Source organism: Comamonas sp. lk (genome assembly GCF_900564145.1).
Lineage (GTDB): Bacteria > Pseudomonadota > Gammaproteobacteria > Burkholderiales > Burkholderiaceae_C > Comamonas.
Map to the genome: position 1 here is coordinate 2,889,963 of NZ_UOOB01000001.1, position 18,940 is coordinate 2,908,902.

The 18,940-nt window shown below is 60.0% G+C and carries 14 protein-coding genes and 1 pseudogene; 5 read left to right on the forward strand and 10 right to left on the reverse strand.

What is annotated here, in order from left to right; genetic code table 11:
* Positions 1-98: 98 nt before the first annotated feature.
* Positions 99-647 carry a TetR/AcrR family transcriptional regulator gene (locus EAO39_RS13175; RefSeq protein ID WP_120968039.1) on the reverse strand — a complete coding sequence of 183 codons (549 nt, stop codon included), beginning with the start codon at positions 645-647 and terminating at the stop codon, positions 99-101.
* Positions 648-729: 82 nt separating this feature from the next.
* Complete coding sequence (locus tag EAO39_RS13180) at positions 730-1,647, reverse strand: pseudouridine synthase (protein ID WP_120968041.1); 918 nt, start codon at positions 1,645-1,647, stop codon at positions 730-732.
* Positions 1,648-1,767: 120 nt separating this feature from the next.
* Here EAO39_RS13180 and EAO39_RS13185 point away from each other — a divergent pair, with 120 nt between their 5' ends.
* A complete protein-coding gene (locus tag EAO39_RS13185; protein ID WP_120968043.1) occupies positions 1,768-3,999 on the forward strand; it encodes an AsmA family protein in 2,232 nt (743 codons plus the stop codon).
* A 153-nt stretch (positions 4,000-4,152) separates the two neighbouring features.
* Here EAO39_RS13185 and EAO39_RS13190 read toward each other — a convergent pair whose 3' ends face one another.
* Together EAO39_RS13190 and EAO39_RS13195 are read right to left on the reverse strand one after the other, a co-directional pair.
* A complete protein-coding gene (locus EAO39_RS13190) occupies positions 4,153-4,902 on the reverse strand; it encodes a GntR family transcriptional regulator (protein ID WP_120968045.1) in 750 nt (249 codons plus the stop codon).
* Positions 4,902-6,248 carry a C4-dicarboxylate transporter DctA gene (locus EAO39_RS13195; protein ID WP_120968047.1) on the reverse strand — a complete coding sequence of 449 codons (1,347 nt, stop codon included), beginning with the start codon at positions 6,246-6,248 and terminating at the stop codon, positions 4,902-4,904. Before EAO39_RS13195 ends, EAO39_RS13190 begins: the two co-directional genes overlap by 1 nt.
* Before the next feature lie 430 nt (positions 6,249-6,678).
* Here EAO39_RS13195 and EAO39_RS13200 point away from each other — a divergent pair, with 430 nt between their 5' ends.
* Entirely contained in the window at positions 6,679-7,470 is a 792-nt protein-coding gene (locus tag EAO39_RS13200) for an alpha/beta hydrolase (RefSeq protein ID WP_240466994.1), read from the forward strand.
* 137 nt (positions 7,471-7,607) lie between these two features.
* Here EAO39_RS13200 and EAO39_RS13205 read toward each other — a convergent pair whose 3' ends face one another.
* On the reverse strand, positions 7,608-8,591 hold the full coding sequence (locus tag EAO39_RS13205; protein ID WP_120971066.1) for a tripartite tricarboxylate transporter substrate binding protein: 984 nt from the start codon (positions 8,589-8,591) through the stop codon (positions 7,608-7,610).
* Between the two features lie 483 nt (positions 8,592-9,074).
* Between EAO39_RS13205 and EAO39_RS13210 the strand changes: the two genes are divergently transcribed.
* Positions 9,075-9,515: a hypothetical protein gene (locus EAO39_RS13210; protein ID WP_120968049.1), complete on the forward strand. Its 441-nt coding sequence runs from the start codon at positions 9,075-9,077 to the stop codon at positions 9,513-9,515.
* A gap of 386 nt (positions 9,516-9,901) precedes the next feature.
* On the opposite strand, the gene EAO39_RS13215 is transcribed toward EAO39_RS13210, so the two are convergent.
* Together EAO39_RS13215 and EAO39_RS13220 are read right to left on the reverse strand one after the other, a co-directional pair.
* On the reverse strand, positions 9,902-10,270 hold the full coding sequence (locus tag EAO39_RS13215) for a hypothetical protein (RefSeq protein WP_120968051.1): 369 nt from the start codon (positions 10,268-10,270) through the stop codon (positions 9,902-9,904).
* A 38-nt stretch (positions 10,271-10,308) separates the two neighbouring features.
* The gene (locus EAO39_RS13220; RefSeq protein ID WP_162989563.1) at positions 10,309-10,590 is read right to left on the reverse strand and encodes a hypothetical protein; all 282 of its coding nucleotides are present in this window, start codon (positions 10,588-10,590) and stop codon (positions 10,309-10,311) included.
* Positions 10,591-11,382: 792 nt separating this feature from the next.
* Here EAO39_RS13220 and EAO39_RS22610 point away from each other — a divergent pair.
* Together EAO39_RS22610 and EAO39_RS22615 are read left to right on the forward strand one after the other, a co-directional pair.
* Entirely contained in the window at positions 11,383-11,913 is a 531-nt protein-coding gene (locus EAO39_RS22610; protein ID WP_162989564.1) for a hypothetical protein, read from the forward strand.
* Positions 11,910-12,485 carry a hypothetical protein gene (locus tag EAO39_RS22615; RefSeq protein WP_162989565.1) on the forward strand — a complete coding sequence of 192 codons (576 nt, stop codon included), beginning with the start codon at positions 11,910-11,912 and terminating at the stop codon, positions 12,483-12,485. Before EAO39_RS22610 ends, EAO39_RS22615 begins: the two co-directional genes overlap by 4 nt.
* A 499-nt stretch (positions 12,486-12,984) precedes the next feature.
* On the opposite strand, the pseudogene EAO39_RS13225 reads toward EAO39_RS22615, so the two are convergent.
* From EAO39_RS13225 to EAO39_RS13235, 3 genes and pseudogenes are all read right to left on the reverse strand, one after another.
* Positions 12,985-13,794, reverse strand: a pseudogene (locus tag EAO39_RS13225) (IS5 family transposase).
* 245 nt (positions 13,795-14,039) lie between these two features.
* Positions 14,040-17,456 carry a DNA polymerase III subunit alpha gene (gene dnaE / locus EAO39_RS13230; RefSeq protein WP_120968055.1) on the reverse strand — a complete coding sequence of 1,139 codons (3,417 nt, stop codon included), beginning with the start codon at positions 17,454-17,456 and terminating at the stop codon, positions 14,040-14,042.
* A 7-nt stretch (positions 17,457-17,463) separates the two neighbouring features.
* A complete protein-coding gene (locus EAO39_RS13235; protein WP_240466995.1) occupies positions 17,464-18,888 on the reverse strand; it encodes a hypothetical protein in 1,425 nt (474 codons plus the stop codon).
* Positions 18,889-18,940 lie beyond the last annotated feature (52 nt).

Below are 18,940 nucleotides of genomic sequence, written 5' to 3' on the forward strand. Positions count from 1 at the left end.
GCGCGCCGCCAGCTGCAGCGGGGGCGGCGCTGGCTGATGCAGTGCTGCTTGGTGCAGCGCTGGTTGCAGCAGTGGCTGCAGCGGTTTGGCTCATAGCTTCAGGCCTTGATGCCTTCCAGAATGATCTGCAGGGCGCGGCGCGCCAGTGCCTTGCGTTGCTGTGCGGTTTCGCCGCGCAGCGATCCGCCCAGCATGCCAAGCACCAGCCCCAGGTCTTTTTGCGACAGCATCTGCTTGCACAGACCGCTGGCAACCGCGCGCTTCATAGGCTCCTCGAAAGCATGCCAAAGCTGCTGGCGCGCGTTGGCCAGGATTTCGTCGCCCCTGTCCACCGCACGCCAATAATCGACCATGGGGGCAGAAATCGCAATCCGATCCGCCACCATCTCCAGCAGCTTGAAAAACGCCTGCTCGTCGTCACGCAAGGCATGGGCTGCGGCCAGCGTCTTGTTCAGCGAGCGTTCCAGCAGCGCCAGCGTGATGGCCCGCCGATCCGGGAACTGGCGATACAGCGTGGCCCGCCCTACCTGGGCCCGCTCCACGATCATGTCCAGCGGAGCCGTCACTCCGTACTCGGCAAACACGGCATCCGCCGCATCCAGCAACTGGGTACGGCGCTCTTCGGCAGGGGGACGTTTGGAACACATGCAAAGCATTATCGGACAAAACTGTCCGATTCAATGCCAGAGAGGCAGCCGCCCTGCTGCACTCAGGGTCTGCGGCTGAAATTCAGGGGCTGGGCAGCGGTGCCAGACTGCGGCGACTTTCGAACGCGCGCCGCTCGCCGGTCAAGGGATCGTCAAACGCCAGGCTGCATGCCAGCAATTGCAAAGGATTCGAGTAATCGCCCGGCTCGGGATCGTTGACCACGGGATACAGCGGATCGCCCTTGAGCGCCAGGCCCAGCGCCGCCATGTGCACGCGCAACTGGTGACGCTTGCCCGAGACGGGCGAGAGCCGGTAGCGTGCCCAGCACGGGTTGTGCTCGATGATTTCCATCCAGGTCTGGCTGTTGGGCTCGCCCGCCACTTCGTGCATCCGAAAGAATTGCCCGCTCTCTTCCAGGCGGCTGGCGTGCTCGCGCGGAAAGTCGAGCTCGGCTCTGAACGGCGCCACAGCCTCGTACGTCTTGTGAATGCTCCGCTCGCGAAACAGCGCCTGATAAGCCCCGCGCGTCGCGCGCTGTACTGAAAACACCACCAACCCCGCCGTGTCGCGGTCTATGCGGTGGATGGGCGACAGCTCCTCCAGCCCGAACTCGCGCTTGAGGCGTACCAGCAAAGTGTTCTGCAGATACTGGCCGGCCGGCACGACTGGCAGAAAATGCGGCTTGTCGGCCACCAGCAGCTGGGCATCGCGGTAAACGACTTCGGCCACGAACGGGATCTCCGGCTCCTCGTCCAGCGAGCGGTAATAGTAGTAACGCCTTCCCGGCTGCAGCTGCGTTTGCGCCGTGGTCACCTCGCCCAGCTCGCTGACCACCTCACCCTCCTCGATGCGGCCCAGCCAGCGTGCTCGCCCCACATCGGGCAGGCGTTCGCACAGAAAATCCAGCAGCAAGCCCGCGCCCTGGCTGGGGGCCACCACGCAGCTGGGGCTGACGCCGTCGCGCAGCGGCAAGACTTTGGGATTGTGGGTGTTATGCATGGCTCGCAATTTTAGGGCGGCCATGAGGCGCCATTGGCATGGCTTCGTCATCCCCTGCCTACGCCGATTGCCAAACAAGGTCCCCAAAAATAGCGTAAACCGGGCGTTAGCATGGTTGCAATGAATGAATCTGCAAGTAGCTCTGCCCCTACAACCGCCCAACGCAAGCCCAGGCTCTGGCTGCGCCTGCTGGGTGCAATATTCGGGACCTTGGTCGTGCTCTGCCTAGCCGCCGCAGCAGCCATCGCCTGGATTGACTGGAACCAGTTCAAACCCTGGGTCAATGAAAAAGTCAGTGCCGCCACCGGTCGCGAATTTGCTGTGGAAGGTGATCTGCGGCTGAACTGGACCTGGCCCCAGCCGCTGGACACCGGCTGGAAGCATTGGGTTCCAGGTGTGGTGGTCACCGCCGGGCAGTTGCGAATTTCCCAGCCTCTGGGCTGGCTGGTTGAAGAAGCACCAAACCAAGGCAGCGATGACCTCCCAGCCTTGCCTGAGGCTCCCAAAGACCTCAACACTGGACGCTTGCCTCACAGCGATCAACCCACGAAGCCCACAACAGGTACCGCAGTTACAGACACCCAGGATGACAGCTACGAAATCGCAGAGGCCGACGCGCAAACGCTCCAGCGTACGCCCTCCACCATGGCTACCGCCGCAAGCGCTACCGCAAGTCTTCGACTGCTGCCGCTGTTGGCACGGCATATACAGCTCGACCAACTGGTACTGGATGCTCCGGATATGGTTCTGGCCCGCAACAAGGCAGGCGATGTCAATTGGATCTTCAAAACACCTGAAAGCAATGGAGCGCCCTGGAGTTTCAAGCTGGGACAGTTGCACATACGCCATGGCGTTATAGGCTGGACCGATGGCATCAAACGCATGGCCGTGCGAGCTCGGATTGACAGCTTACGCAAGCCCGTGACTGCCACCCAGCCTTATGGCATACGCTTTGGTCTAACCGGTTATATGGAGCAAGGCAAAAAACGAGCGCAAATTCAGGCGCAAGGGCTGGCCGGCCCGGTTCTGGATCTGCAGCAAGAGCAGTTGCGTTTTCCGCTGCGCTTCTCAGCCAAGGCCGGCAGCGTGCAAGCCTTTGCCGAAGGCGTTCTGGACAATCCCCGAGAGCTGGATGGTTTGGACTTTCAGGTAAGACTGCGCGGCAACAGCATGGCCGATCTGTTTGAACTTACCGGTCTGCTGCTGCCTGCCACTCCGCCATTTGATACCAGTGGCCATCTGATCGGCAGCCTCCAACCGGGCAATGCCATATGGAACTATGAAAAATTCCAAGGCAAGGTGGGACAAAGCGATGTGCGCGGTGAGCTGCACTACCGGTCTGGCAAACCCCGCCCCAAACTCAGCGGTCAGGTGTCATCTCAGCTGCTGCGCCTGCAGGATCTGGGCCCGACAATCGGGGCCACTCCATCGGGCAGCAGCGCCAAGCCACGGCCCAACAACGGCAAGGTATTGCCGCAAATCCGCTTTGATACGGCCAACTGGGACAAGATGGACATGGATCTGCGCTATGAAAGCAGCCACATCTTGCGCCCCGACGCCCTGCCGCTGCAAAACCTCAAATTGCGCGCCCAGCTTGACAACGGCAAGCTCGTGCTCTCGCCGCTGCAATTCGGTTTCGCCCAGGGCACACTGGACTTGAGCACCACGGTGGACAGCCATGACAAGCCTGTTTCCGCCCAGATCACGGGCCGGGTCAACGCACTCAAGCTCTCGGCACTTTTTCCCAAAATAGAGAAAATGAAGAAAAGCCTGGGGCGTCTGGATGGAGCCATGACCCTGCAAGGCCGTGGCGATTCCCTGGCGCAGTGGCTGGGAAGCGGCAACGGCTCGGTGCGGCTGTATGTGCGCGAAGGTACTTTCAGCCGCGAGCTGCTTGATCTGGCCGGGCTGAACGTCGGCTCCGTGGTCGTTTCCAAGCTATTTGGCACAGACAAGGAAGTGCAACTGCGCTGCGCCATCGCAGACCTTCAGATACAAAACGGCGTAGCCCGACCCCGTAACGCCAAGCTGGCAACCGCCGAAGCGATTGTGCAAGCCACCGGCCAAGTCAACCTTGCGCAGGAAACACTGGATTTGCGCATCGTGCCCGAAGCACTCCAATGGAAATTCTTTTCGCTACGTACACCACTGTATGTACGCGGCAGCTTTGCCAAACCAGACGTGGGCCTGGAACCGGGCCCGCTGGTAGCCCGTGCCGGTGCTGCGGTAGCAGCGGCAGTTTTTGCCCCAGCCGCACTGGCCTTGCTGCCGCTGACCGTACCTGCCGCCGACGACGATGTGAACTGCAGACAATTGCTGGTACAGGTTCAAGCCAAGGAGCAAGGCAAGTGAGAATCGAGGGTAGTGCGCATTACATGACGTATTGCTACGACCATGGCTTGAGCCAAGCCCATCCATGCACTCAACTCTGCTGGCTGCCACCTGCCCGACAAACCAAGTCCACGCCGTTCAAGCAGTCGCTGGTATGAGAAATCAACTTCGACATCAAGGCGCAGCTTTTAGACATCCCTCGGAAGGGGTTGATTTCACGACAGAATCTGCCAGCAGCTCTGCACTCACCGGCGCCAGCGTGGCACGCAGGCGAGCGCTGGCACCGGGAGGTGGCGCTGGCGGACGGATGTCCAGTGAGCGCTCCACCATGCCGATGTGCTCCAGCATCAAGGTCTTGGCAGCTTCGGTGTCGCCGCGCTCCAATGCAGCCACGATGCGCTCATGCTCGGCACAGGACTGGTTGGCGCTGTGCGTGGATTGGTAGAGCGTAGCGGCCAGCGTGGTGCGGGCCGTGAGATCGCGCAGCGTGACGGCCAGCAGACGGTGGCCCATCTGCTCGGCCAGACAGACGTGAAAGTCGGCCAGCAGAAAGGCCCGAGTGGCCGCATCGGCGCCTTCTATGACCTGCTTCTCCTGGGCGATGTGGCGGCGCAGCTGACCGATCACGCTTTGCATGGGCCGACCGGCTTCGCTGAGAATGCCGGTCTCGATGATGCGCCGCGCCGCAAAGGCGTCCTGCGCCTCCTCCACCGTGGGTTGAACCACATACCAACCCCGGCGCGGCTGCACCTGTACAAAGCCGCGCGCCTGCAACTGCATCAGCGCCTCGCGCACCATGGTGCGGCTGACGGCGAAATTGTCGGCCAGCTCCTGCTCCCCCAGCCGTTCGCCGGGCGCCAGCTTCTGGGCCAGGATGGATTCCACCACGCGCTCGGCGATATGCAGGGGGCTTACAGGATTCATTAGACGACGGGGTGAGCAGGAAGGATGGGAGACACAGGCTGGGCAAGCGGCGCTGGGCTGGGAGCATCGGCAGACTCCTGATTGTCAACCAGGCCGTCGAGCACCGCATGGGCACGCTCGCGATCGATATCACCTTCCCAGGCGGCGATGGCCACGGTTGCCACACAGTTGCCGATCAGGTTGCCCACGGCGCGGGCAATGCCCATGAACCAGTCTACAGACAATACCAGCACCAGTCCGATGGCGGGAATCGCAGGAATCGCATGCAAGGTGGCAGCCAGCACCACAATGGCCGAGCCCGGTACGCCATGGGCGCCCTTGGATGTCACCAGGGCGATGGCCAGAATGGTCAGCAGATCGGCCATGCTGATGGGCGTGTTCGTTGCCTGGGCGATGAACACGGCAGCCAGCGTGATGTAGATCGAGAAGGCATCGAGATTGAAGGAGTAGCCCGTGGGAATCACCAGACCCACAGTGGAATCGCGCACCCCCATATTGCGCAGCTTGGCCATGATCTGGGGCAGCACGCTGTCGGACGATGTAGTGGCAAAGACCACCGCCAGTTCCTCACGCAGATAGCGCAGCAGCTTGATCAGGCTGAAGCCTGACAGGCGCATCACCAGACCCAACACCACGAAGACGAAAAAAGCCACGGCCACATAGAACAGCAGCACCAGCATGCCCAGCTGCTTGAGCGAGCCTATGCCGTACTGACCCACGGTAAACGAGATCGCACCCAGCACGCCCAGCGGCGCCAGCTTGATGATGATGCCCATGATCTTGAACAGCACATGCGACAGCGTATCGATCAGCAGACTCACCGGAGCAGCGCGTTCGCCCAGCATGCTCAGGCCACAGCCGAACAGCACGGCGAACAGCAACACCTGCAGCACATCGCCTGTGGCAAAGGCCTGGACCACGGTGGTCGGGATGAGCTTCATCAGAAAGTCCACCGTGCCGCCGCTGGTCAGCTTGTCGGCATTGCTGGCATAGGCGCTCATGGCGGAGGCGTCGAGCTTGCTCGTGTCCACATTCATGCCCGTGCCCGGCTGGAACACAAAGGCCAACACCAGACCCAGCACCAGGGCAATGGTGGTCAGCGCTTCAAAATAGATCAACGCCTTGACGCCGACGCGGCCCACGCGCTTGAGGTCGCCAGCGCCCGCGATGCCATGCACCACCACGCAGAACACCAGCACAGGGATGATCATCTTGATCAGCTTGATGAAAGCATCGCCCAAGGGTTTGAGTTTGGCGGCCCATTCAGGGGCCAATAGTCCGGCGAGCACACCCAAGATGAGTGCGATCACCACCTGTCCGAAAAGTGATTTGGCAAAGCGGCGCATAGTCGTCTTTCGCAAGTTAGAGATTCTTGTATGCAAGTTCATCAAAAACTTGCATACAAGAATGTAGATAAGCGAAAGCCGTGCCAGAAGCGGGTATTCCCTGCAGATTTGCGCCGCTTCAGAGACGATCAGTCCTGACTTGCGTGCATGAAATCCAAAGCTTTCCCTGCTGTAGTGCAGACGGACTGCGCAACATGCCCGCATATGGGGCACAGGCCCGGAGACGGTGCATGCCAGCCAGATCCTTGAGACGGGTTCACAGCGGCGCACTGCGACTATTCATTTGATAGCAATTGATGCAAGCAATATGCGCGCCAGCAGCCGGGATAGGCAGGAGTCGGGCGCAAGGCTATGCTTTCGGCGTTGCAGGCCCTACCCGTGCGGGCGATCTGCAGCTTCACTGCCAAGCCAATGCCTTAAGGAGAGCGTCATGCTGGTCATGCCCAAGATTCGTTCGCTATATGCCGGGCTGTGCACGGCTTTGCTCATGCTTTCGGCCCAGGCATATGCGCAGGGGTCGTTGCTGAGACTGCCCACCAGGGCCGGCGTGGAAACCACGGTGTTCTGGGACCCCGCCCCCCAGGCTGCGGCCACGGTGCTACTGCTTCCTGGCGGATTGGGCGGCTTTGGCAAGATGGAGCAAGGCCGACCCAGCAGCGACAATTTTCTGGTGCGCGCCGAGCAGGATTTTGTGGCCCAGGGCCTGAATGTGGCCATCTTCGGCCGCGCCAACGGCCAAGAACTCAAACCCAGAGACCGCATGTCGCCCGAGCACCTGGAAGACCTGCGCCAGGTAATTGAAGCCGTCAAACAGCGCAGCCCCGCCCCCATCTGGCTGGTGGGCACCAGCCGGGGCACAACCTCAGCAGCGGCGGCTGCCAGCCAATTTCCTGATGGAGTGATTGCCGGTGTGGTGCTGAGCTCCAGCATTGTGGATGCCAAAGAGCCCGGCTCCATGCAAAGCCTGAACCTCAGTCGTATCCGCGTGCCGGTGCTGCTGTTTCACCATGCCAGAGATGCCTGCCGCATCTGCCCGCCCAGTGCCTTGCCCGAGGTCTTGCAAGCGCTCACCGGGGCACCCGTCAAAAAACTCATGCTGGTCGATGGCGGCGCCAACCCGTCTGGTGATCCATGCCACGCCATGCACTGGCATGGTTATATCGGCATGGAAGCCCAGGCCGTGGCGGCTATGGCTCAGTGGATCAAACAGCCGGCTCCCTGAAGCCAAATCGCCCGCTGACGCCCTGCAGACATGGGCAGAAAGCTATGAAAAAGACGGTTGCGGCTGCACATGCCGTTCTCTTGGCTCAGTGAACGGCATTCCGCGCAAGCAGGCGCTGTGGCGCAGCGCAATGCCGCTTAGTTCTCGGGCGTGATCTTGGCGAACTTCACCAGTTCGGCGTATTTGCCCATATCGGTGCGGATGACCTGGGCAAGACTTTCCGTACCGTTGGCTGGCGGGGTGCCTGCGGCTTCCAGCCTCTGGCGGATGGCGGGATCGGCCAAGCCGGCCTGCACTGCTTTTTGCAAGCTGGCAACGACGTCCGTAGGAACGCCCTTGGGCGCCGCCAGTGCAAACCAGCCACTGAGGGCATAGCCTTTGAGTGCAGGATGCTCAGCCAGCGCGGGCACGTTCTTCAAGGTGCTGATGCGCTCGGCCGTGGTGGCGCCCAGGATCTTGATCTTGCCCGATTGCACCAGCGGCGCCGAGGCCATGGGCGAGAGAATGGCGAAATCCAGATTGCCGCCGCCCAGATCGGCGGTCATTGCGGGAGAGCCTTTGTAAGGAATATGGACCAGGTGAACACCGGCCGTCTTCTTGATCAGCTCGCCCGAAAAGTGCGGCGTGGAGCCAATGCCAGGGCTGCCATAGCTGTACTTGCCGGGATTGGCCTTGACCAGCTGGATGAACTCATCGATGTTCTTGACTGGCACATGGGCGCCCGCCACCCACAGATTGGGGGCCGAAGCCGTCAGCGCAATCGGCGTCAGGTCGACAGCCGGATCGTACTTTTGCGCGGCGTTGACAAACTTGGTCCCCGCCATCTCGTTGCTAGAGCCCGCCAGCAAGGTATAGCCATCGGGCTTGGCCGAGACCACACGCTGCGCACCCACCACACCTGCGGCACCGGGTACGTTCTCGATCACCACGGTGGTGCCCAGTTGCTTGGCCAAAATATCACCAATCACACGCCCGACCATATCAACCGAGCCGCCGGGCGCGTAGGGCACCACAACGCGTATGGGTTTGTTCGGATAGGCGGTTTGCGCATGCAACGAGCCTCCCAGCAATGCTGCGGCGCAGGCAAGCAAAGTGCGTCTAGAGATGGCGGCTTGGGTCAGATTCATAGCGAGAGGTATACAGCGGGAGCCACAAGCAATCCATCAGCGATACATCATGGATTGCTCAACAAAATTCACTTCATTGTCCTTAAATTATTTGACAAGGAAATACATAGAAACCAGAACATGGCGTGGCGCGCCAAGCTGATGGCAGCTGGCACGGCCTGAATGGGATATGTGAGCGACGGAGTTCGGCCAGAAGCGGAATTCCGGCTAACAGATGCCAGCGTTGGCTTCAGGCTGAGAGCTGACGTAGGGGCTTCAACATCGAATGTCGGCGGCGATCAACAGCTGAGCTTGATGGTCTCTGGCTGCAATCTCCAAGAATCGGCATTCAAGGATTTCCTCAGCCCTTGTCGGCGACCACCCCGATCCGGCCCCTTGACGACGATTCACCGTGCATTCAGGCAAAATCCAGATGATCGGGGCAAGCCTGGCGTCAGGTCTGCCGGGAAGCCCACCTTGAAGAATGGAACAACATCAATGGCACTGACGAAGAAGGGCGAGTTCTGGTACGGGACGACGTCCGGCGACACCCAAGCTGAGCTGCGCAGCTACAGCGTTGCGAATCGCCATGAGGCCGTCCGGTTTGCCTCGTCCAAATGCGATTGCGGGTGCCGGACTTTTGCGCTGCAGACCGATGAAGAAGCCGGCGTGGCAATCCGCACCTGCACCGACTGCGGGCAGAAACACCTGATGGGCGACAGCGCGGACTACGTTGAAGAGGCCGCCCCCGAGGCGCACGAGTGCGTGTGCGAGAACGAGGTGTTCGAGCTGATGTCCGGCGTCTCCGTGTACGAGGGCACACATGACGTGCGCTGGTACTACATCGCTTGCCACTGCGTGGAATGCAATCTGGTTGGGGTCTTCGCAGACTGGAAGTGTGAAGCAGGTGATGCGGCGGCCTTCCTCGCCAAGGTATGAGCGCGCCCCCACAGAGATCTTGTTCGCAGGCTCGAGCGGCCGAGGAGTGTCATGAGGTGGTTGGTGGACTTGGCTGTATCAATGACGGCAATCGCTGCAAAGCAGAAGTAGCCTGCCGAAGGCAGCTTTAGGCTGAACTGAGTCATTCAGGGACCTGCGCCTGAGGGACAGCAATCGCTAACACCAGCCGTTGAGCGCCATCTACCTCGAAGTGCCGCTTCACCCTCAGGACCGGTCACTCGATTGCGTGGTTCGACACGTATCCAAACGAAGGATCGCTTCTGCGTGCCCCGACAGGCTTGTGTCGACCCACAGCAGACAGCCACTAACGTTTGAATTCACCGACGCCGAAGGCGGTCCGGTGGAACAACATGTTAGATTTCGCCTCAAGCAAGTATCCAAGCGGCGGCTACCTGAGCACAGCTACCGAGAGCAATCAAAATAAACCCCCACAAAGCCAAGTTCGACACTCGGAGCCGGTAGTTCAATTCAGAGGTTTCCAGTTCTGCCTGGAGTTCTGCCATCATCTCGTCACGTTGAGTCTTAGCGGCGGCTACTTCGTCAGCGGAGTACGGCGGACTGGGATAAGTGGTACTCAAGTATTGATGTAAACGCAGTAGGCCGTCGATCCGTGACTTGAAATGGCGCTGCCGTTGAACCTGCATGGGCGCTTGGAATGCGTCGTATGCCAACAGGGCGGCCCCAAGAAGTGCCAGAAGTGGCCCAATAATGGCCAAGAGTGTAGAAACGCTCATGTGAGATTAAGTCGGCTTAGATGAGTTGTTAGTCGACCTCAATTACGGATATCCAGGGTGGGAAGGCCGTAGTCATCAATACTGTTATGCACTGTTGGATATAGCTGTGTTCCGCGAATCTCGTAAAAAGGCAGGCCGAAATCATCAACAGAATTGTGAATAGTTGGATATACGGACGTGCCCCTGATCTCAAATGCAGGAAGTCCGTAGTCGTGCACCTCGTTATGCACAGTCGGATAGAGTTGGTTGCCGCGCATTTCAAAGGCCGGCAGACCAAAGTCATAACGTTCTGCATGGGCTGTTGGATACAAGCTTGGCATTGAAGTCTCCTGAACAGGCTAACTGGATTTAGACGACAGGCAAAATTGCTCATCGCTCTCATAAGAGTGAATCTATCTGTAATGATGAGAGTGAGCAATCGCAAGCATTGCCTTCTAGGCGAACCTAAAAATTTCGAGACTGGAGCTTGATATGTGCTATTAGAGGCCAATGATGGAATGACTGCTCATGGCCGACTGCGTGAATTCGATTTGCTCCTCGATAGCAGTCAGTCGACTTGCATCAGCTAATTGGTCGAAGGCAGCTATCGGTGGCGAGTACGAAGTGGTGTTGTCGGCCAGCAGCAGTCCTTGAAGGCATCTCCCTCATTGACTGTTTCAGGCTGATTGCGGAAGTTCACCAAGGTCCGCTTTGCGGCAAATCGGGCTAGGCCAATACGGAAGCCAGAAGACTCCTCTGTTCGCAGGCGGTCGAGCATCCGGCACAGCTGTTCGCGCAACTGGTCAAGTACCCGTGTGGCCCTCCGCGGCTGAAGCTCGATGACGGGCCGCAGTCGCAGGTGCTTGCGATGGCCTTGATTGGACGGCAGGGCTGGCATCATGTGGGCTCCCGGCGGCAGCGAATCCTCGTTGAGGAGACTTGTAAGCACGCGCCGCTTTTGCCGGAAACTTAATTCTGTATTTAAATACAGTTAAACGGGAGATTTCTATGACCTATCAAAGGCTTGCCGGTGCACGGTGCGCCGATTTAGGCGCGTAGCGGGTCTGCCTAGATGGCATTAGCCGTCTCCCGAGAACACGTTAGAATGACTAGTAAATTTTCGAGGCCAATCAATGTCGAAAACAAAAGAAATCGTTAATCAAAGAATTAAGCAGATTAACGAGTTTTTTGACAAGCAGCACTACCTTAAAAAAGGCCGACGGTCAGGCGCCTCGGTTTTCCGGATGCTTCGATACAAGAGTGTAAAATACAAAGAAAACATCGAGAGCGCTCAATCGGAATTAAGTGCAACGCTGGCCCAGCATGTTGAATTTCGCCACCATACCTTGGTGGCGTGTGCTATTGGCGCGAGGGTGAAGAAATTCTATAGCTTTGGGACCTCCTACCGTGTTGTGCAGTCCTGTAATCCTCGACTGAAAAGGCGACTTGCCCGTCTCGGAGATGTTGGAAAGAAGTCGGCTAACACGAACTCGACAAACGTTATTGGAAAATGCGCTGAAGTTAAGGCTGCAAATCAAATCTTGCGAAAAAACAAGAAGTTGGATGTGCCCGAAATCGAACTCACCCCGGCCATTCGACCGCGCACCTTGGAAATAATACCGCGATGTCCGAATTGCGTGGTAGTGTTTGGACCCGAGAAATGAACTCAACAGACTTCGATTTTGATCTATTCTTCAGATCCCGCTATAGCAGGTTCCTCATTCATCTCGCATCAGGGGGTGGCACGATCGCCAGCGAAGTTTTTTCAAATCCAGCGCATTTTGCGCTTCGGAAGAAGCTGAGGAGCATCCCAGAAAGCCTTAAACTCGAATACAAACTGAGTCCGCATATCGATGAAATACTTGCAAATAAAGCCAGGAATTTCGAAAGTCAAGAATTTGATCGCCAGGCCTACTTAAGCGATTTCATTGATTTTGCACGATGTGGCTGTTTCTCCTTCGATAGAACTTACTTGGGTAAATCGACTGATCGCCAATACCACCTAGTCGCTTACCCTGTTTTTCGAAGGTCGTACGAAAATATAGTTGATATAGTTGGGGGCGAGGTGATTTACGGACTCAGGAGACACTCAGATCCTGGCATATTAAACTCATTTATAGATAAATCCGTTAGAAAACCCTTCTGGAATGGGAATGTTTGGCTTATTGGAAAACATTTGGTCACCCATATTCACAACAACGATGAAGAAATCCATATTGCGAGCAGCCTCGAATAGCCGGGAAATATATGGCGTATCCTTCTGGCACTCTATTTAACCTGACTTATTTATCTGTCATGACCCTTTCAGCGCAAGGCTCGCGCCAGGCAAAACGCAGGTTAATAGAGCGTTGAGCGACCGCTTCCGGGCATCTCGTTCGGCAAGTCGAAGGACAGCAACCGTTGCAAAGCCGACATAGGTCTACGAAGGCTGGACGACCGCAATGGGTCGCTAGCTCCTGTTCGCACGACGTGACAGCGGACATCCAGCGACCTAACTGCCTTCACTTGATAGTCGCTGTCCGCTGCACACCTGCAACCCGTCATTGGGCAGTAGTCCGCGTCGATGATCGGATGGCCGGTATGGGACGGTGACAGTTAGGAAGCGTCGCGGCTACGAGCAGCGGCAATCGCTGCACAGCAACCCTAGAGCGATAACATGCGAATAGCTGCAACAGGTCTCGTTTACAGCCGTCGAATCAGCCTAAGGATTGACCAAGCGAGCCTGCTTAGAGCGGCTAACACCACCTATCCACGAAGCGGGCGCAGATGATTGCTGCAGCCAATTGCAGCAACGCTTCGTGAATGTCCAAGCGCCTTTCAAAACGGATTCGCAGCTTGCCAAAGCCAGCAAACCATCCGTGTGTTCTCTCCACAACCCAGCGATGCCTACCCAGTTTCTCGCTGCTCTCCATCCCTCGCCTTGCAATCCGGCTGGCGATGCCCCGCCGCCTGAGATAGGCACGGCAGCGTCGGTAGTCATAACCTTTGTCGGCATGTAGCTTCGCCGGTCGCTTGCGTGCTCTGCCTGGCAAGCCTGCTTGCCGCAGGTAGCGCATCCATGCACTTCTCGAACATCATGGAATCGTGCCTGTTAGCCCCACTGACGAGAATCACCAGAGGGATACCTCTGGCATCTACGACGATATGCCGTTTGGAGCCGAGCTTGCCTCGGTCGGTGGGGTTGGGGCCCGTTTCCTGGCCCCCCGGGGGCTTGGCACCGAAGAGCCATCAATGCAGGCCCGGCTCCAATCAATCTGGTCATGTTCACGCAGGCGCACCAGCATGGCTTGGTGCAATCGCTGCCAGACACCACTAGCATTCCAGTCACGCAGGCGCCGCCAGCAAGTCATGCCGCTGCCGTAACCCAGGGATTGGGGGAGGTCTTCCCATGGAATGCCGGTGTGCAGCACGAACAGGATGCCGTTGAGGGCCGCCTCATCGCTCACGCGTAGCTTGCGCGCGCCACCTTTGCTGGAAGGTGAAAATGTTGGAATCAGGGGCTGCAGCTGTTGCCACAGTTCTTTGTTAACGGGTTGTCTTGCCATGAGGGCATGAAGCATAAATGCTTCATGCCGGTCTCAGAGGGAAGTGGTGTTAGCGGCTCTTAGGTGTACAAAAATCACTGGATTCCGCATGGCGCACCAAGTCGGTCCTTGCTGCCCGGCCTTTACTTTTTAAAAACCCTTTAATTTCTTGCCGCCGACTGCGTTTGCGCCCTGCTCCGGGTCGTTCACTCCCTAGTTTGTTGAACAATCTTGCGATGCAAGCGCTCTCACCGCAACCAACGGCCTCAATGAAAATCGCGGCTGTTCAGGCCGACTTCCACAAAGCGCCCCAGCCAGCGAGTCATGTCCTTGGCGCGCATTACTACCAAATGATGAGCGGCTGGCGCTTTATCTGATTGGGCTTTAGCCTGTTTTCCCTCATATTCCTCGGCGTCCAGCTGTGGAGCCGTGCTAGTTTGCCAGATGCCTTCCACGGCCAGCAGGCGTGAGGCCAGCAGCGGCGCCTGCCAGCGGGCAAAGGTCTGGGCCCAGACCACAAGGTTGATGGTGCCGGTCTCGTCTTCCAGGGAGATGAACAGCGTGCCCTTGGCCGTGGGCGGTCTCTGGCGCACGGTGACGATGCCGCAGGCGCGCACTTTTTGACCCGGCAGCATGTTGCGCAGCTCCACGGCCGTGTGCAGGCCATGGCGGGCCAGCTTGGGGCGCAGCAGGGCCAGAGGGTGGCGGCGCAGACTCAGGCCCGTGGCGGCGTAGTCGAACATGATTTCTTCGCCCTCTCGGGCTGCGGGCAGCTGCAGCGCGGGCTCGTTGACCGGCACACCGGCAAACAGCGGCGGCAAGTCGTTTTGCACGGCGGCATCCCACATTTGCTGGCGTCTATGGCCCGAGAGAGAGCGCAGCGCATCGGCAGCGGCCAGGGCTTGCAGCTCGCTTTGGCTCAGCTGCGCTCTCAGGGCCAGATCTTCGGTATTCGCCCACGGGGATTGCGCCCTCTGCTCCTCTATGCGTAGCGCCGCAGCCTTGCCCAGATACGCCACGCGATTCAGGCCCAGGCGCACGGCGGGCTGGGGCTGGGCCACGCCGCGCAGGGTTTGCAAAGGCGCTTCCAGCGTGCACAGCCAGTGGCTGTGGCAGACATCCACTGGCAGGACGCGCACGCCATGGCGGCGCGCGTCCTGCACCAGTTGCGCGGGCGCATAAAAACCCATGGGCTGGGCATTGAGCAGGGCTTGCAGAAAAATTGCCGGCTCATGGCGCTTGAACCAGGCGCTGGCATAGGCCAGCAGCGCAAAGCTGATGGCATGGCTTTCGGGAAAGCCGTATTCGCCAAAGCCCAGCATTTGCGCAAAGATGGCCTGGGCAAATTCCAGCCGGTAGCCGCGCGCCACCATGCCGTCGATCAGCGGGCGCTCAAAGCCGTGCACACCGCCCTTGCGTTTCCAGGCGGCCATGGAGCGGCGCAGCGCATCGGCTCTTTCGGCCGAAAAACCCGCCGCCTCCATGGCGATCTGCATGACCTGCTCCTGGAATATGGGTACGCCCAGCGTGCGCTCCAGGGCTTTTTTCAGCTCTGGTTTTTCCAGCACCAGCGGCAAGTCCCTGCGCTCACGCTCGCGCGCCAGCAGATAGGGGTGGACCATGCCGCCCTGAATCGGCCCGGGCCGCACGATGGCGACCTGCACGGCCAGGTCGTAGAACTTGCGGGGCAGCAGCCGCGGCAGCATGCTCATCTGAGCCCGGCTTTCGATCTGGAAAGTGCCCACGGTATCGGCACGGCAAATCATGGCGTAGGTAGCCGGGTCGTCCTGCGGGATCTGGGCCAGGCCCCATGATTCGCCGCGCCAGCGGGCGCGCTCGGTCAGCGCATTGCGCAGCATGGTGAGCATGCCCAGGGCCAGCACATCGACCTTGAGCAGACCGAGCACGTCCAGATCGTCCTTGTCCCATTGAATGACGCAGCGATGGGCCATGGCTGCAGGCTCCACCGGCACCAGCCGCGTGAGCTTGTCCTGGGTGAGCACAAAGCCGCCCACATGCTGGCTCAGATGACGCGGCCTATCCTTGAGCTGCCAGGCCAGCTCCACCCACAGGCGCAGCTGCCTGTCGCTGACGCTCACCGTCATGGATTTATCCTGGGCCAGCACCTGAGCTTCCTTGAATTTGCGCTCCACCCAGTCCTCGGGCAGGGTTTCTGGCCCGTCTTCGGGCGATGCCTCGGACGATGCCTGGGAGAGGTCGGCTTTTTCGGCCTGGGCCTGGGCATGTTCGCTGAACCAGTACTGGCCCTTGGCCAGCGCATCGATCAGGTCCGCCGGCAAGCCCAAGGCCTTGCCCACATCGCGCAACGCGCCCCGGCTGCGCCAGCAGCTGACCACGGCCGTCAGCGCGGCCCGATCGCGGCCGTATTTGGTGTAGATGTACTGGATGACCTCTTCGCGCCGGGCATGCTCGAAGTCCACATCGATATCGGGCGGCTCGCTGCGCGCCTTGCTGATGAAGCGCTCCACCAGCAAATGATTGCCCACGGGGTTGACGGCGGTAATGCCCAGGCAGAAACACACGGCGGAATTGGCGGCCGAGCCCCGGCCCTGGCACAGAATGCCGACGCTGCGCGCATAGCGCACGATGTCATGCACGGTGAGAAAGTACATCTCGTACTTGCAGTCGGCAATCAGCGCCAGCTCGATCTGCAGCTGCGCCCGCACCGCTTCGGGAATGCCTTGGGGATAGCGCCCCGCCGCGCCCTGCCAGGTATGCCAGGCCAGGGTCTGGCCTGCACTCATGCCGGGCAACACGCTTTCCTGCGGGTACTGGTAGCTGATTTCGTTCAGGATAAAGCTGCAGCGTTCGGCCAACCGAACGCTGGCCTGTAGCAGCGCTTTGGGATACAGGGCCGCCAGCCGCAGGCGCGAGCGCAGATGCCGCTCGGCATTGAGCTGCAGCGCAAAGCCGCATTCGCCCACCGTCTTGCCCAACTGGATGGCCGTCACCACATCCTGCAGCGGCTTGCGCGAGCGGGCATGCATATGCACATCGCCGCAGGCCAGCAGCGGCAAGCCCAGCGCAGTGCCGACCTGCTGCAGGGTTTGCAGCCACAGACTGTCGTCGGGGGCCAGGTGCAGCTCCACACCCAGCCATAGAGATTCTGAATAAAAATGGTTTACAGCGCTTTGAATACAAGCGCTTATAGATATCAAATCAGAAGCATCTTCAAAACCGGCAACCAGGCCACGCTGCGGCAGCAGCACGCATTCACAGCCCTGGTGCAGCAATGACCAGGGACTAGTCTCATCTACCACATAAGCGCCCTTCGCGGCCCGGCTGCGTGCAGCGGTAATGAATTCGCAGAGATTGCCCCAGCCTTGCAGATCGCGCGCCAGCACCACGATGCGCAGCTTGCCCCAGGCAAATTCGCTGCCATAGATCAGATGCAGATCGCAGTCTCGCGCCGCCTCGAAAGCACGCACGGCACCGGCTACCGAGCATTCATCGGTCAGCGCCAGTGCCGCATAGCCCAGACTTTTGGCTCGGTGCACCAGCTCGGCCGGAGATGAAGCCCCGCGCAGAAAGCTGAAGTGCGACAGGCAATGCAGCTCCGCATAGGCCAGCGGCCCCCTGCCCGCCCCCAGGGCCGTGGGCAGGGCCGGCGCTGCCGCCGGTGGCTTGGCGGGTGCATTGCGGCTTAGAACTGCAGCAGCCATGGCCGGCTCACCCGTAGATGCCCTGGGCAAACCACTGCGTACCTGCCCCGGCACCAGCTGAACTGCCCCAGCCGCTTGCCACATGAGGCCCTGGCTCTGCCGCCCGCTGGCGGTAGATCCAGACATGGCCGACCACCTCGTTAAAGGCCACAAAATAGTCGCGCACGGCCAGGGCATCTGCCTCGCCCCACCAGCCCGACTCCAGCCGGTAAGGCCCGGCGCGCAGTTGCAGCGGCCCGTGCCAACTGGGACGGCTGCCTTGCAATGGCAAAGCCTGGGGTTCGGCCAGCAGCCATGGCGGGCACAGCGACTGCCAGCAAGTGCTCATCGCCGCCAACGGCCTGACTGCCGGCTTTTGGGGCTGCAGCCCGCTGCTGGCGCTTTGCCATTGCTGCATGGCCTCGGGCCGGTGATCGGCACAAGGCGTCACCATGCGCACGGCGTCCTCGCCCCAGCGGGCACTGATGCGCTCCACCCATTCATGCCAGGGCAAGCTGTTGTCCTGGCAGCCCTCTTTTTCTCCCGGCTGCGGCAGGCAGCTGAGCATATCGGGCGCCCAGGCCACATTTTCCAGCAGATTCAGCTCCAGCATGTCCACGGGCGCACGCCAGCGCTGCTGGGTCAGGTGTTCGCGCAGCAGGCGCTGCAGATGCGCCATGGCCTGTGCGCCCTGGGCCGGCTGGGCCGTGCGTATGCAAAGCTCGCCCCACAGCGGCAGCTCCTGGCCATCCACCCGGCGCAAATCATGGTGCCAGCGCAGTTGCAGCGCCAGCACCGCCCGGTGGCGGGCCTGCAACCAGGTTTGCAGCGCCCGCAGCAAAGGCTGAGCCGCCTGCAGCACGGCATCGGCATGGTGGGCGGGGTAGCCCAGATCATGGCGCAGGCCAAACTGCTCGGGCAGTTGCAGCCAGTTCAGCGGCTGGGGCAAGAGCCCATAGGCTTCATCGAGCACACGCAAGGCCTTGGCACCGATGCGGCGCGACAGCCCCGCACGCGGCAAAGCGCGCACATGGCCCCAGCGCGTACAGCCCAGGCGTTGCAGCACGGCGCTGTGCTGCTGCAAAGCCGTCAAAGTCCATAAGGGGAAATCATCAGCGTCCAGAGGCGTTGTGCCTTGCCCTGTTCCCCGCCCTGTGCCCCGCTCTGCTCTCGTGCCGTTTTCGCCGCCCAGCTTCAGACGCAGCTGCGCCAGCGCCTGCCAGGCCGTGGGCCCCTCCCCCGAAGCGGGAGACTCAACCGCCGCAGCCCCAGGCTCTGCGGCTTGAGATACGGCTTGCTGAAAAGCCTGGGCCAGCCTGTGCAGCATGGGCTCGCGCCCGCCCCACAGGCGCTGGACGCTGCTGGTTTCCATGAGCAAAGCCTCTTCAAGCACGGCCACGCGTGGCGAGTGCTGCAGTGCCCACCAGCAGGTGCTGGCCTGCAGCGGTTGCATGGCGTTCTTTGTGGATGTCTGTGCCGATATGGCTGGCGATGCGGTTGGAGAT